This window comes from Agromyces neolithicus (assembly GCF_039529735.1).
Classification (GTDB): domain Bacteria; phylum Actinomycetota; class Actinomycetes; order Actinomycetales; family Microbacteriaceae; genus Agromyces; species Agromyces neolithicus.
Genome location: NZ_BAAANJ010000002.1, coordinates 197,946 through 211,018, shown reverse-complemented (window position 1 = coordinate 211,018; position 13,073 = coordinate 197,946). Strand labels below are relative to the sequence as shown.

Annotated in this window: 13 protein-coding genes; 11 read left to right on the top strand and 2 right to left on the bottom strand. The window is 70.2% G+C overall.

Annotated features, from left to right (window positions below):
- Positions 1-21 precede the first annotated feature (21 nt).
- Complete coding sequence (locus ABD164_RS04250; protein ID WP_344293781.1) at positions 22-1,278, bottom strand: low temperature requirement protein A; 1,257 nt, start codon at positions 1,276-1,278, stop codon at positions 22-24.
- 148 nt (positions 1,279-1,426) lie between these two features.
- Complete coding sequence (locus ABD164_RS04245; RefSeq protein WP_344293779.1) at positions 1,427-2,611, bottom strand: acetyl-CoA C-acetyltransferase; 1,185 nt, start codon at positions 2,609-2,611, stop codon at positions 1,427-1,429.
- Positions 2,612-2,739: 128 nt separating this feature from the next.
- On the opposite strand from ABD164_RS04245, the gene ABD164_RS04240 reads away from it, so the two are divergent.
- The 11 genes from ABD164_RS04240 to ABD164_RS04190 all read left to right on the top strand — a co-directional run bounded on the left by ABD164_RS04240 (position 2,740) and on the right by ABD164_RS04190 (position 12,993).
- A complete protein-coding gene (locus tag ABD164_RS04240) occupies positions 2,740-3,933 on the top strand; it encodes a substrate-binding domain-containing protein (RefSeq protein ID WP_344293777.1) in 1,194 nt (397 codons plus the stop codon).
- An 81-nt stretch (positions 3,934-4,014) separates the two neighbouring features.
- Positions 4,015-4,770, top strand: coding sequence for an ABC transporter ATP-binding protein (locus tag ABD164_RS04235; RefSeq protein WP_344293775.1), 756 nt, complete (start codon positions 4,015-4,017; stop codon positions 4,768-4,770).
- Positions 4,767-5,570: an ABC transporter ATP-binding protein gene (locus tag ABD164_RS04230; protein ID WP_344293773.1), complete on the top strand. Its 804-nt coding sequence runs from the start codon at positions 4,767-4,769 to the stop codon at positions 5,568-5,570. Before ABD164_RS04235 ends, ABD164_RS04230 begins: the two co-directional genes overlap by 4 nt.
- Positions 5,567-6,439, top strand: coding sequence for a branched-chain amino acid ABC transporter permease (locus tag ABD164_RS04225; RefSeq protein WP_344293771.1), 873 nt, complete (start codon positions 5,567-5,569; stop codon positions 6,437-6,439). The genes ABD164_RS04230 and ABD164_RS04225 overlap by 4 nt, the downstream gene beginning before the upstream one ends.
- Entirely contained in the window at positions 6,436-7,641 is a 1,206-nt protein-coding gene (locus ABD164_RS04220; protein ID WP_344293769.1) for a branched-chain amino acid ABC transporter permease, read from the top strand. The genes ABD164_RS04225 and ABD164_RS04220 overlap by 4 nt, the downstream gene beginning before the upstream one ends.
- Entirely contained in the window at positions 7,634-9,229 is a 1,596-nt protein-coding gene (locus ABD164_RS04215; protein ID WP_344293766.1) for a class I adenylate-forming enzyme family protein, read from the top strand. The genes ABD164_RS04220 and ABD164_RS04215 overlap by 8 nt, the downstream gene beginning before the upstream one ends.
- Positions 9,226-9,909, top strand: a complete 684-nt coding sequence (locus ABD164_RS04210; RefSeq protein ID WP_344293764.1) for a TetR/AcrR family transcriptional regulator — start codon at positions 9,226-9,228, stop codon at positions 9,907-9,909. The genes ABD164_RS04215 and ABD164_RS04210 overlap by 4 nt, the downstream gene beginning before the upstream one ends.
- On the top strand, positions 9,906-10,652 hold the full coding sequence (locus ABD164_RS04205) for a 3-hydroxybutyrate dehydrogenase (protein WP_344293762.1): 747 nt from the start codon (positions 9,906-9,908) through the stop codon (positions 10,650-10,652). Before ABD164_RS04210 ends, ABD164_RS04205 begins: the two co-directional genes overlap by 4 nt.
- Positions 10,649-11,548, top strand: a complete 900-nt coding sequence (locus tag ABD164_RS04200; RefSeq protein ID WP_344293760.1) for an alpha/beta fold hydrolase — start codon at positions 10,649-10,651, stop codon at positions 11,546-11,548. Before ABD164_RS04205 ends, ABD164_RS04200 begins: the two co-directional genes overlap by 4 nt.
- Positions 11,545-12,348, top strand: coding sequence for a CoA transferase subunit A (locus ABD164_RS04195; protein ID WP_344293758.1), 804 nt, complete (start codon positions 11,545-11,547; stop codon positions 12,346-12,348). The genes ABD164_RS04200 and ABD164_RS04195 overlap by 4 nt, the downstream gene beginning before the upstream one ends.
- 3 nt (positions 12,349-12,351) lie before the next feature.
- Positions 12,352-12,993, top strand: a complete 642-nt coding sequence (locus ABD164_RS04190) for a CoA transferase subunit B (protein ID WP_344293756.1) — start codon at positions 12,352-12,354, stop codon at positions 12,991-12,993.
- Positions 12,994-13,073 lie beyond the last annotated feature (80 nt).

Sequence of the window (13,073 nt, the reverse complement as noted above, 5' to 3'; positions counted from 1 at the left end):
CCGCCCCTCGTCGACGTTCGGTCAGCCGGCGAGCGCCTGCTCGAGCGCTGCCGCCTGGTGCCGGTGGCCGACGGTCTCGTAGCCGACGATGACCACGACGGGCGAGAGTGCGGTGAGCACGATCCCGGTTCCCATGCTCGCGCCGGCGGCCACCGCCCAGACCGCGATCACGAGCATGACGATGCTGCCGACGAAGAGCCAGATGTGGAACGGGTCGAACTGTCGCAGCAGCAGTGAGTACAAGGTGAACAGCGCGATCGAGAAGACCGCCACGGGCACGACGACCGTGAGCAGCGCCGCGACGGTGCCGATGTGCGCGACACCCTCGATCTCATACGCCGCGACGTGGAGGCCCGCACCCGTCGCGGCCAGGGACCCGAAGATGAAGAAGTGCCCGTACCCCCAGACGAACCCGCGTTCGCGGAAGCGCGTCAGCACCTTGCCCGACGGCATCGTGAAGTACACCCACCACATGGCGAACGCCAGCAGGGTGCCGCCGAACGCCACGAGGGCTGCCTCGACCGACCAGTCCTGTTGCTCGACCACGGCCGAGATCGCGAGGATCGTGCCGAGCACGACCTCGCCGAGGGTGATGATGACGAGCAGCCCGTAGCGTTCGGCGATGTGGTCGGCGTGCCACGGAGTGCCCCCCACGCGGCGCTCGATCGCGTAAGGGCAGACGAATTCGAGCGTGCCGAGCACCGCGATGAAGGCGAACATGACGGGCAGCGACGGGTTGATGATGATCGTGATCACCCAGCCGACCTGGATGATGCCGACGACGGTCGCGTAGGTGAGCGCCGACCTCCGGTGCGCGGCATCGTGGCGGGCGATGCGCAGCCAGAGGGCGAAGGTCGCGACGCGCATGATCACGTAGCCGGCGATCATCACGCCGTTGTCGAGGTGTTCGCCCCCGTCGATCGAATGGAATGCCGGCGGCAGGCCGAGGGCCAGCACGAGCACCCCGAGCATCTGCACCATGGTGGCGATGCGGAAGAACGCGTCGTCGGTGTCGTAGGCCGACGCGAGCCACGAGTAGTTGATCCACGCGAGGCAGATCGCGAACACCGCGAACGAGAAGCCGAGGAACGCCGGGCCCCAGTGACCGAGTTCGAGCAGGTGCGCCGCCTGTGATCCGGCCTGGCTGAACGCGACGACGAACGTGAGGTCGAAGAGCAGCTCGAGCGGGGTCGCGGTGCGGTGCGGCTCGTTCGGGTCGCGGCCGACCATGCGTCGCAGGCGGTGGTCGAGCGGGGGGTGCGCGGCCGGCGTGCTCATGGCACACATCGTCGCACGGGCGGGCGCCGGTCGAGTAGCGGGCGAACCCGCTATCGGGACCTGTGAGCGGGTCTCGATACGGCGCTGGCGCGCCTACTCGACCGACGGAGGCGGCGCTTCGCGCCTACTCGACCGACGAGGGCGGTGATCAGCGCGAGAGCAGCAGCGCCTCGCCCTGGCCGCCGCCGCCGCAGAGGGCGACCGCGGCGTTGCCGCCGCCGCGACGCGAGAGCTCGAGCGCCGCGTGCAGTGCGAGGCGCGCGCCCGAGGCTCCGATCGGGTGGCCGACCGCGATGGCGCCGCCGTGCATGTTGACGATGTCGCTCGAGAGGTCGAGATCGCGGGTGGACTGCAGCGAGACGGCAGCGAACGCCTCGTTGATCTCGACGACATCGAGGTCGGATGCCGCGACACCGCCCTTCTCGAGGGCCGCGGCGATGGCGTTCGACGGCTGGGAGTGCAGCGAGTTGTCGGGACCGGCGACCTGGCCGGCGGCGCCGACGAGGGCGAGCCAGGGCAGCCCCTTCGACTCGGCCCACTCGCGGCTCGCGACCACCACGGCGGCGGCGCCATCGGAGAGCGGTGACGAGTTGCCGGCGGTGATGGAGCCATCGGCGCTGAATGCCGGGCGCAGCTTCGCGAGCACCTCGACGGTGGAGTCGGGGCGCACGCCCTGGTCGGCGTCGACGACGACCGGGTCGCCCTTGCGCTGCGGGATCTCGACGGGCACGATCTCGTCGGCGAAGACGCCCGCGGCCTGGGCGGCGCCGGCGCGCACGTGCGAGGCCGACGCGATCTCGTCTTGTTCAGGGCGCTCGATGCCGTAGCGGGCGTTGAAGCGCTCGGTCGACGCGCCCATCGAGTCGCGGTCGAACGCGTCGGTGAGCCCGTCGGCGGCGGCGTGGTCGAGCAGCTCGACCGAGCCGTAGACGTGGCCGGCGCGCGAACCGGGCAGCAGGTGGGGAGCGTTGGTCATCGACTCCTGGCCGCCGGCGACGACGACGGATGCCTCGCCGAGGCGGATGAGGCGTGCGGCGTCGGTGATGGCGACAAGGCCCGAGAGGCACACCTTGTTGAGGGTCGTCGCGGGCACGCGCCACGGGATGCCCGCTGCCACGGCCGATTGCTTGGCAGGGTTCTGGCCGGCGCCGGCCTGCAGCACCTGGCCCATGATGACCGCGTCGACATCGTCGGGTGAGACCCCGGCCTTCTCGAGTGCGCCGCGGATCGCGACGGTGCCGAGCTGAACCGCCGTCTGGTTCGCGAGGTTGCCGTTGATGCGGGCGAACGGGGTACGTGCCCCCGCGATGATGACGACGTCGGGGATGCTCATGTCTTCGGAACTCCTTCGTTCGGGTTGCGAGCTGCTCGCTTTCAACTCTATGGTACGTTCATGACACCTGAACCACCTGTCAGGTTCTGCATCAATCATCCAGCCATTCACAGTTGAGAGGCAATCCAATGCGGGTTACGAAGAAGTACCTCGCGACGGCCGTCATCGCCGCCGCGACCATTGCACTGGTCGGGTGCGCTCCGACCGCCTCGGGCGACGCCGACTCGAGCGACGCCGGCGCGCCCGTGTCGGTCTCGATGATCACGAGCCAGACAGGTCCGCTCGCGGCCTACGGCGAGGCGTACACCAAGGGCTTCGAGGCGGGCCTCGACTACGCCACCGACGGCACCGGCACGGTAGACGGCCGCGAACTCGACATCGAGTGGCTCGACGACCAGGGCAACCCCGACACTGCCGTCTCGCTCGCCAAGGACGTCATCGGCCAGGGCACGCAGATCATCGCGGGCACGGTGGTCTCGGGCATCGCCGTCGCGCTGGCCGAACAGGCCGCGCAGAACAAGATCCTCTATATCTCGGGCCCGGCCGCGACCGACGCGATCACGGGAGTCAACGAGTACACCTTCCGGTCGGGCCGCCAGACCTTCCAGGACGTCGCGACCGCGGGTACCTTCATCGGCGACCCGGCGGGCAAGAAGGTCGTCGTCTTCGCCCAAGACACCGCGTTCGGCCAGGGCAACCTCGCCGGCGTGCAGGCCGTGCTCGGCGGCCAGGGCGCCACCGTCGAGGGCGTGCTCGTCGCCGAAGACGCCACCGAGTTCACCCCGTTCGCGCAGCAACTGCTCGCCGCCTCGCCCGACCTCGTGTTCGTGGCCTGGGCCGGCGCCTCGTCGGGCGCGATGTGGACGGCGCTCTCGCAGCAGGGCGTGTTCGACGCCGTTCCGGTCGTGACCGGCCTCGGCGATGTCGCGACGTACGGGGCGTACGGCGACGCCTCCGCCGACATCTCATTCCTCAACCACTACTTCGGCGGAGCGGCGGGTACCGACGCAGAGGCTGCGATGACCGAGTACCTCGAGGCCGAGGGCGCCGTTCCCGACCTCTTCTCGCCCGACGGGTTCGTCGCCGCGCAGATGATCGTGCAGGCCGTGCGCGAGGGCGGCGACACCGTCGACGGCATGATCGGTGCGCTCGAAGGGTACACATTCGATTCCGTCAAGGGTGAGATCACTGTTCGCGCCGACGACCACGCGATGATCCAGCCGATGTATCAGGCGAAGCTCGTGCAGGACGGCGCCGACTGGGTGCCCGAGCTCATCGACACCATCGACGCCGAGACGGTCGCGCCGCCGGTCGCCGGCTGAGCAGCCCGCTCAACAGTCCGGCGGTCGCACCCGAACGCGGCCGCCGGACCATCCCCGACGCGACGACCAGGTAAGGCGACCATGACCGACCACGCGGTGCTCACCCTCGAGCACATCGGCCTCCGTATCGGCGGCGCGCGCATCCTGCAGGACGTGTCGCTGCAGGTGCCGGCGGGCGAGATGCTCGGGGTGATCGGCCCCAACGGCGCAGGCAAGACCACCCTCTTCAACGTCATCTCGGGCGTCATCCGTCCCACCGAGGGCACGGTCCACCTCGATGGGCGCGATGTCACCGCCGAGCCGATCCACCGCCGGGCCGCCGCCGGCCTCGGCCGCACGTTCCAGACGTCGAGCCTGTTCCCGGCGCTCACCGTGCTCGAGAACGTGCGGCTCACCGCCCAGGCGCATGCCGGTCACGCGACATCCGTCTTCCACACTCCGCGCCGCTCGGATGCGGCGACCGCGACCGCGTCGGCGGCGCTCGCCGAGGTCGGCCTCGCCGATCGCGCCGACACCGTCGCATCGGGGCTCGCCCACGGCCAGAAGCGCAAGCTCGAGATCGCCATGCTCATCGCCATGGATCCCAAGGTCATCCTGCTCGACGAGCCGATGGCGGGCGTCGGCTCGGGCGACGTGCCCGCGATCACCGAGGTCATCCGCGGCCTGCACCGGGGCGGCCGCACGGTGCTCATGGTCGAGCACCACATGGAGGTCGTGCTCGGCCTCGTCGACCGCGTCGCGGTCATGCACCACGGCGAACTGCTCGCCGTCGACACCCCGGAGGCCGTCATGGCGAATCCCACCGTGCAGTCCGCGTACCTCGGGGAGTCGGTGTGAGCGAGCCAATCCTCGTCATCGAGGGCCTGAACGGCCGCATCGCCGGGCAGCAGGTCGTCGAAGACGTCTCGTTCGAAGTCCCCGCCTCGGGCGTCACCGCGCTGCTCGGCCGCAACGGCGTCGGCAAGACGTCGACGATCAAGTCCATCCTCGGTCTCATCGACCGCTCCGGCAGCGTACGCCTCGGCGGAGCGCGCATCGACCGGCTGCCGACGCACCGCATCGTGCAGCACGGCGTCGGATACGTGCCCGAAGACCGTGAGATCTTCGGCTCGCTGAGCGTCGCCGAGAACCTGCGGCTCGCCGAGCGCGACCAACGTCCGCGCCGCGAGCTCATCGAGCGGCTGTTCCCCGACATCCACGCCCGCCGCGCCCAGCGCGCCGGCACCCTCTCGGGCGGCCAGCAGCAGATGGTCTCGCTCGCCCGGGCCCTCGTGAACGAGAATCGGCTGCTGCTCGTCGACGAGCCCACGAAGGGTCTCGCGCCGAAGATCGTCGACGAGGTCGCGGTCGCGCTCGCCGAGGCCGCCGCGACCGTGCCGATCCTGCTCGTCGAGCAGAACCTGCACGTGATCCGCAAGCTCGCCGATCGCGTCGTCGTGCTCTCGGGCGGTCGCGTGGTCTTCACCGGCTCCGCCTCAGACCTGCTCGACGACGATGCTCGCATCCAGCGGTACCTCGGCGTGCACGACGCCGCCGACGACGCACCCGCTGCCGCACCCAACGACGACGCGCCCGCCGCCGCCCACCCCGCCGCCCCCATGGCATCCATCGCCGAATCCACGGAGGAACCCCGATGAGCACCGTGCTCCTCCTCGTCATCACGGGCCTCGGGCTCGGCGCCCTCTACTTCCTGGTCGCGAGTGGCCTGTCGCTCATCTACGGACTCATGGGCGTGCTGAACTTCGCCCACGGCTCGTTCCTGACCATCGCGGCCTTCATCGGCTGGGAGGTCGGCCGCCGGGTGTCCGACGGCACCTGGTGGGGCCTGCTCATCTCGGCTCTGGTCGGCATGATCGTCGGCGCGGTCGTCGCGGCGGCCACCGAGTACTTCCTCATCCGGCGCCTCTACGAGCGGCACATCGAGCAGGCGCTCATCACGGTCGGCCTCGGGCTCGCCACGGTCGCCCTCTTCGAGGGAATCTGGGGCACCGACCCGATCTATACGGCCAAGCCCGAGTGGCTCTCGCAGACCACCGAGATCCTCGGCGCGAAGATTCCGAACGACCGGTTCCTGCTCATCGCGTGCGCGGCACTCGTGCTCGTCGGCATCGTGCTGTTCCTGCAGCGCACACGCTACGGGCTCATCATCCGCGCGGGCGTCGAGAACCGGTCGATGGTGACCGCGCTCGGCATCGACGTGCGCCGTTCGTTCACGATCGTGTTCGCCATCGGCGGCGCCGCAGCCGGGCTCGGCGGCGTGCTCGCCTCGGTCTACTACGGCTACGTCTCTGCGCACCTCGGCTCGGTGCTGCTCATCTTCGCGTTCATCGTCACCGTGATCGGCGGGCTCGGCTCGCTCACGGGTGCCGCGATCGCCTCGGTGCTCGTGGCGGTGCTGCAACAGTTCGCCAACTACTACTGGGGCGCCGGCGACTTCGTCGTCGTCATCGCCCTCGCCGCGGTGCTGCTCATCCGCCCGCGCGGACTGATGGGGAAGGTCGCATGACCCGGCAAGAGACTCAGGGCACCGAACAGCAGGCGACGGCTGCCGCATCCGCTTCGAGCACCGGCTCGTCGAGCACGGGGTCGGCACCGACGCGCAAGACCGGCCCCGCGGCATCCGCCCGACGACCGCTCGTGCTGCTCATCGGCGGCATCGCGCTCGTGGTCGGTCTCGCGATCCTGCCGCTGCTCGCGATCGACATCCCCGGAGTGCTGCCCGGACCGACGTACACGCCGGGCACGCTGCAACTGCTCGCCTACGCCATGCTCATCGCGGCACTCGCCCTCAGCTACCGCATGATGTTCGGCCTCGCCGGGCTGCTCTCGTTCGGGCACGCGCTGTTCTTCGCGGCCGGCGCCTACGGGCTCGGCATGGCGCTCGAGTACTTCGCACCGGTCGAGTGGCCGAGCGAGCTCATCTTCCTCGGCTCGATTCTCGTCACGCTCGTGTTCGGCGTCGTGCTCGCGGCGACGGTCGGCTCGCTCGCGCTGCGCGTGACCGGCATCTCGTTCGCGATGGTGACGCTCGCGTTCGCGCAGGCCGGCTCGGTGCTGATCCGCCGCAACCCCGGCGGCGCGACCGGCGGCGACGAGGGACTCTCGCTCGACATCACCAACGTGCCCGATGCGCTCGTCGGCGTGCTCAACACGCGCAACCTCTACTGGCTCGCGCTCGGCGTCCTGGTGTTCGTGTACCTGGTGGTGCTCTGGGTCGAGCGCAGCCGCGCGGGCCATGTGGCAGAGGCGACCCGCGAGAACGAGCTGCGCGTGCGCGTCATCGGCATCCGTCCGTACCAGGTGAAGTTCCTGATCTTCATCGTGGCCTCGACGCTCGCAGCGATCGCCGGAATGGGCTACCTGCTGCTGCAGTCGGGTGCCTCGCCCCGGGTGGCGACGGCCGACTTCACCCTCACGATCCTCGTGATCGTAGTGCTCGGCGGGGTGGGGTATCGCTGGGGCGCGATCGTGGGCGGTATCGTCTACACACTGCTCGACCAGCGGCTCACGGCGCTCGCGGGTTCCGACTTCATTGCCGGGCTGCCCGCCGTGCTCCGCGTTCCGCTGTCCGAGCCGCTGTTCATTCTGGGAACGCTCTTCATCCTCGTGGTGCTGTTCCTGCCCGGGGGGATCGCGGGGATTCCGCAACGCATCCGATCGGGCCGGAAGCGGCATCCGGCCGAATCTGAGGAGGCCGCAGATGCCTGACGGTCTGCACACGCTCGGGCGCTGGACGCGCGATCGTGCCCGTGCGACGCCCGAGCGCATCGCGATCGACGACCGTGGCGTGGTCATCACCTACCGCGAGCTCGACGAGCGCGCCGAACGCCTGGCCGGTGCGCTGCGTGGTGCCGGGTACGCGATCGGCGACCGCGTGGCCACGATGACGGGCAACAGCGCCGACCACGTCGTGCTGTTCTTCGCCTGCGCGAAGGCCGGCCTCGTGCTCGTGCCGCTGTCGTGGCGTCTCGCTCCGCGCGAACTCGCCGAGCAGCTCGAGATCGCCGAGCCCGCCCTGCTGCTCGTCGAGACCGAGTTCGAGTCGCTCGCGAAGGCGACGCTGTCGCGGCTCGCCCGCCGAATCCCGAACGCCCCGCTGGGCGCACACGGCGTCGAGGCCGAGGTGCCTGCGCCCGCGGGCGACGTGCGGCACGGGGCATCCGTCGACGACCGCGACGTCGCCGACGACGACGCCCTGCTCATGATCTTCACCTCGGGTACCACCGCGAAGCCGAAGGGCGCGGTGCTCACCCACGCGAACTGCTTCTGGACGAACCTGTCGTTCTCGCGGATCGCCGAGATCGGCCCCGGCGACTCCGTGCTCGCCGTCCTTCCGCAGTACCACGTCGGCGGCTGGAACATCCAGCCGCTGCTCGCGTGGTGGACGGGCGCGACGGTGGTGCTCGAGCGCACGTTCGACCCCGCCCGCGTGCTGCACCTCATCCAAGAGCGCCGCATCACGACGATGATGGGCGTGCCCGCGAACTACCTGTTCCTCGCCCAGCATCCCGACTTCGCACGCACCGACCTGTCGAGCCTCGTGCACACGATCGTCGGCGGCGCGCCGATGCCGCCGGCACTGCTTCGCACGTGGCATGCGCGGGGCATCGCGCTCACCCAGGGCTACGGGCTCACCGAGGCGTCGCCCAACGTGCTCTGCCTGCCCGACGACGACGCGCTCGGCCGCGCCGGCTCGGCCGGAAAGCCGTACCCGCACGTCGACGTCGCCGTCGCCGACCCCGTCACCGGCGAACACCTCGATGGGGAGGCCGAGGGCGAGCTGCTCGTGCACGGGCCGTCGGTGTTCGCGGGCTACTTCCGCGACCCGGCAGCGACCCAAGCCTCCCTCGTCGACGGCTGGCTGCGCACCGGTGACCTCGTGCGGCGCGACGCCGACGGCTACTTCACCGTCGTCGACCGCATCAAGGACATCTACATCTCGGGCGGCGAAGGGGTGGCGCCGGCCGAGGTCGAGGCCGTGCTCATGAGCCATCCGGCCGTCGCCGATGTCGCCGTCGCGGGTGTGCCCGACGACCGCTGGGGCGAAGCGGGCGTCGCGTGGGTCGTCGTCAACCGCGGGCGCGTCACCGACGCCGCCGAGCTGATCGAGTTCGCCGCGGGCTCGCTCGCCCGGTACAAGGTGCCCCGCGGGGTGCACTTCGTCGACGCGCTGCCGCGGTCGACCGCGGGCAAGGTGCTGCGGCGGGTGCTCGTCGAGCAGATCACCGGGCGACCGGGTTTCGAGTCGGTCGCTGCGCGACCTCCTCAACCCACGGGCCAGGAGGACCAACGATGAGCGCCGCACCCCGCACCGCACGCGGCGAGAAGACCCGGCGCAAGCTGCTCGAGGCCGCCGAGCACGTGTTCGCGGCGGCCGGCTACCACGAGGCATCCGTCTCTCGCATCACCGACGTCGCCGGGGTCGGGCAGGGCACGTATTATCTCTACTTCGACTCGAAGCTCGCCATCTTCAACGAGCTCGTCGAAGACCTCAACCACCGCGTGCGCCAGGCGATGAGCGAGGGCGCGCGCGGCGCCTCCAGCCGGCTCGAGGCCGAGCGCGCGGGCTTCGCCGCGTTCTTCCGCTTCACGGCCGAGCACCCGGGCCTCTATCGCGTCGTGCGCGAGGCCGAGCAGGTGTCGCCCGATGCGCTTCGGCTGCACTACACGCGCATCGTCGAGGGCTACATCGAGGGACTGCGCGACGCGTTCGACGACGGCGAGATCAGCGATATCGACCCAACGGTGGCGGCGTGGGCGCTGATGGGCATCGGCGAGATGATCGGCATGCGCTGGGTGCTCTGGGGTGACCCCGACGCGGCGCCCGGGGCCGGCGCAGACCCCACGGCGAGCGGCACCCGCGAGGTGCCCCAGCACGTGCTCGACGAGATGATGCGGTTCATCGAGGGAGCCCTCGGGCGCCCCGAGACCGCGCGGACGCGGCGCGCCGACGCGCCCCAGAAGGAGGAATCGTGACCGATCTGAGCGGGCGGCGGGCGGTCGTGACCGGTGGCGCGAGCGGCATCGGCGAGGCGTGCGCCCGCGCCTTCGCCGCGGCCGGCGCCCATGTCGTGATCGCCGACCTGAACGGCGAGGCCGCCGAACGGGTCGCGCGAGAGGTCGGCGGCGAGGCCTGGCAGGTCGACCTCGGCGACACTGCGGCGCTCGCCGACCTCACCCTCGACGCCGACATCCTCGTCAACAACGCCGGCATCCAGCACGTGCGCCCCATCGAGCAGTTCGAACCAGAGCGGTTCGCGTTCATCCTGAAGCTCATGCTCGAGTCGCCGTTCCTGCTCATCCGCGCGGCGCTGCCCGGCATGTACGAGCGCGGATTCGGTCGCATCATCAACGTCTCGAGCGTGCACGGACTGCGCGCCTCGCCGTTCAAGTCGGCGTACGTCGCCGCCAAGCACGGCCTCGAGGGGCTGTCGAAGGTCACCGCACTCGAGGGCGGCCCGCACGGCGTCACCTCGAACTGCATCAATCCCGGCTACGTGCGCACGCCGCTCGTCGAGAAGCAGATCGCCGACCAGGCCCTCCTGCACGGCATCCCCGAAGACGAGGTGCTGCCGAAGATCATGCTCACCGAGTCGGCGATCAAGCGCCTCGTCGAGCCCGCCGAGGTGGCGAGCCTGGCGGTCTGGCTCGCCTCGCCCGACGCGGGAATGGCGACTGGGGCGAGCTATGTCATGGACGGCGGATGGAGCGCACGATGACCGAGACCAGCTTCGCCGCGCCCGTTGCCGGCGGCGTCCTGGCGGGCGGGCAGCGGCGGGCGGATGTCCCGGGCCTCGCGGTGCTCGCGGTGCACGGCATCACGGCGAGCCACCGCAATTGGGACCTCGTCGCCGACGCCTTGCCGGGCCGGCGCGTGATCGCGCCCGACCTTCGCGGACGGGGCCGCAGCAACGGCCTGCCCGCGCCGTACGGGCTCGTGCAGCACGCGGACGACCTCGCCGCGACGCTCGACGCGCTCGACGTCGAGCGCGTCTACGTGCTCGGGCACTCGATGGGCGCGTTCGTCTCGGTGCGCTTCGCCGAACGCCACCCCGACAGGGTCGCCGGCCTCGCACTCATCGACGGCGGCCTGCCGGTGCCGAGCCCCGAGGGCATCGCCACCGATGACCTTCCGAAGGTGCTGCTCGGGCCGGCGCTCGAACGGCTGTCGATGACGTTCCCCAGCCGTGCCGACTACGTGGAGTTCTGGCAGCGGCATCCCGCCCTCGGACCGTACTGGAACTCAGCGATCGAGGCGTACGTGCAGTACGACCTCGACGGCGTCGAGCCGGCGCTTCGCAGTTCGGCGAGCGCGGCGGCGGTTGCCGTCAACGCCGTCGAGCTCGACGGGTCGGCCGGCTACACCGAGGCGCTGCTCGCGACGCCCGGGCCCGTGGACTTCTTCCGCGCGCCGCGCGGCCTACTCGACGCGGCACCGCTGTATTCAGGTGCGCTCGCGGCTTCGTGGGCAGAGCGGATGCCGCAGCTCGTCGTCCACGACGTCGCCGACGTCAACCACTACACGATCGTCATGTCGGCCCTCGGAGTCGATAGTGTGATGCCCGTCATCCGCGACCGCATCCGGGCCGCGCAAACACAGGAAGGTGCATTGTGACACTCGACAAGGTGGTCGGGTCCGCTCAAGAGGCGGTCGCCGACATCCCATCAGGAGCAAGTCTCGCCGTCGGCGGGTTCGGGCTCTGCGGTATCCCGATGGTGCTGATCCAGGCCCTGCTCGATTCGGGCGTCGACGAACTCTCGGTGGTCTCGAACAACTGCGGCGTCGACGACTGGGGGCTCGGCGTACTGCTCGCGAAGCAGCGCATCGCCAAGATGACCTCGTCGTACGTGGGCGAGAACAAGGAGTTCGAGCGCCAGTACCTCTCGGGTGAGCTCGAACTCGAGCTCACGCCCCAGGGCACGCTCGCCGAGAAACTCCGCGCCGGCGGCAGCGGTATCGCGGGGTTCTTCACCCAGACCGGCGTCGGCACCCAGGTCGCCGAGGGCGGGCTGCCACGGCGGTACCACGCCGACGGCACGATCGCCGTGGCGAGCTCACCGAAGCAGGTGCAGTCGTTCGAGGTCGACGGCGAGCCGCGCGAGTTCGTGCTCGAAGAGGCCATCACGACCGACTTCGCGCTCGTGCACGCACTCAAGGCCGACCGGTTCGGCAACCTCGTGTTCGACAAGTCGGCGCGCAACTTCTCGCCGCTCGCGGCGATGGCCGGCCGGGTCTGCATCGCCCAGGTCGAAGAGGTCGTCGAGGCCGGCGAGATCGACCCCGACGCCGTGCACCTGCCCGGCATCTACGTCGACCGCATCGTCGTCGTGGGCCCCGACGTCGAGAAGCGCATCGAACGTCGCACCGTGTCCGTCGAACGAGCGGCATCCCGCGAGATGCCCGAAGGAGCCTGAGCAATGGCACTCACACGCCTCGAGATGGCGGCCCGCGCCGCGAAAGAGCTTTCCAACGGTTCCTACGTGAACCTCGGCATCGGGCTGCCGACCCTCGTACCGAACTACGTGGCCGACGACGTCACGATCCTGCTGCAGTCCGAGAACGGCATCCTCGGCGTCGGCCCGTACCCGACCGAAGACGCCGTCGACCCCGACCTCATCAACGCCGGCAAAGAGACGGTCACCGTGCTGCCCGGCGCGGCGTACTTCGACTCGGCGACGAGCTTCGGCATGATCCGCGGCGGCAAGATCGACGCCGCCATCCTCGGCGCCATGCAGGTCTCCGCGGACGGCGACCTCGCCAACTGGATGATCCCCGGCAAGATGGTGAAGGGGCCAGGCGGCGCCATGGACCTCGTGCACGGCGCCCGCCGCAAGATCGTGCTCATGGAGCACGTCGCCAAAGACGGCTCGGCCAAGATCGTGAACGAGTGCTCGTTGCCGCTGACGGGCAAGCGCGTCGTCGACCGCATCATCACCGACCTCGCCGTCATCGACATCACGCCCGACGGACTCAAGCTCGTCGAACTCGCACCCGGTGTCACCGTCGACGAGGTCGTCGCCGCCACCGAGCCGCCCCTCGACACCTCGGCGGTCGAGTAGGCCCGCCAGGGCCGTATCGAGACTGCCGTCGGTCGAGTAGGCCCGACCCCCCGTCGGTCGAGTAGGCCCGCCAGGGCCGT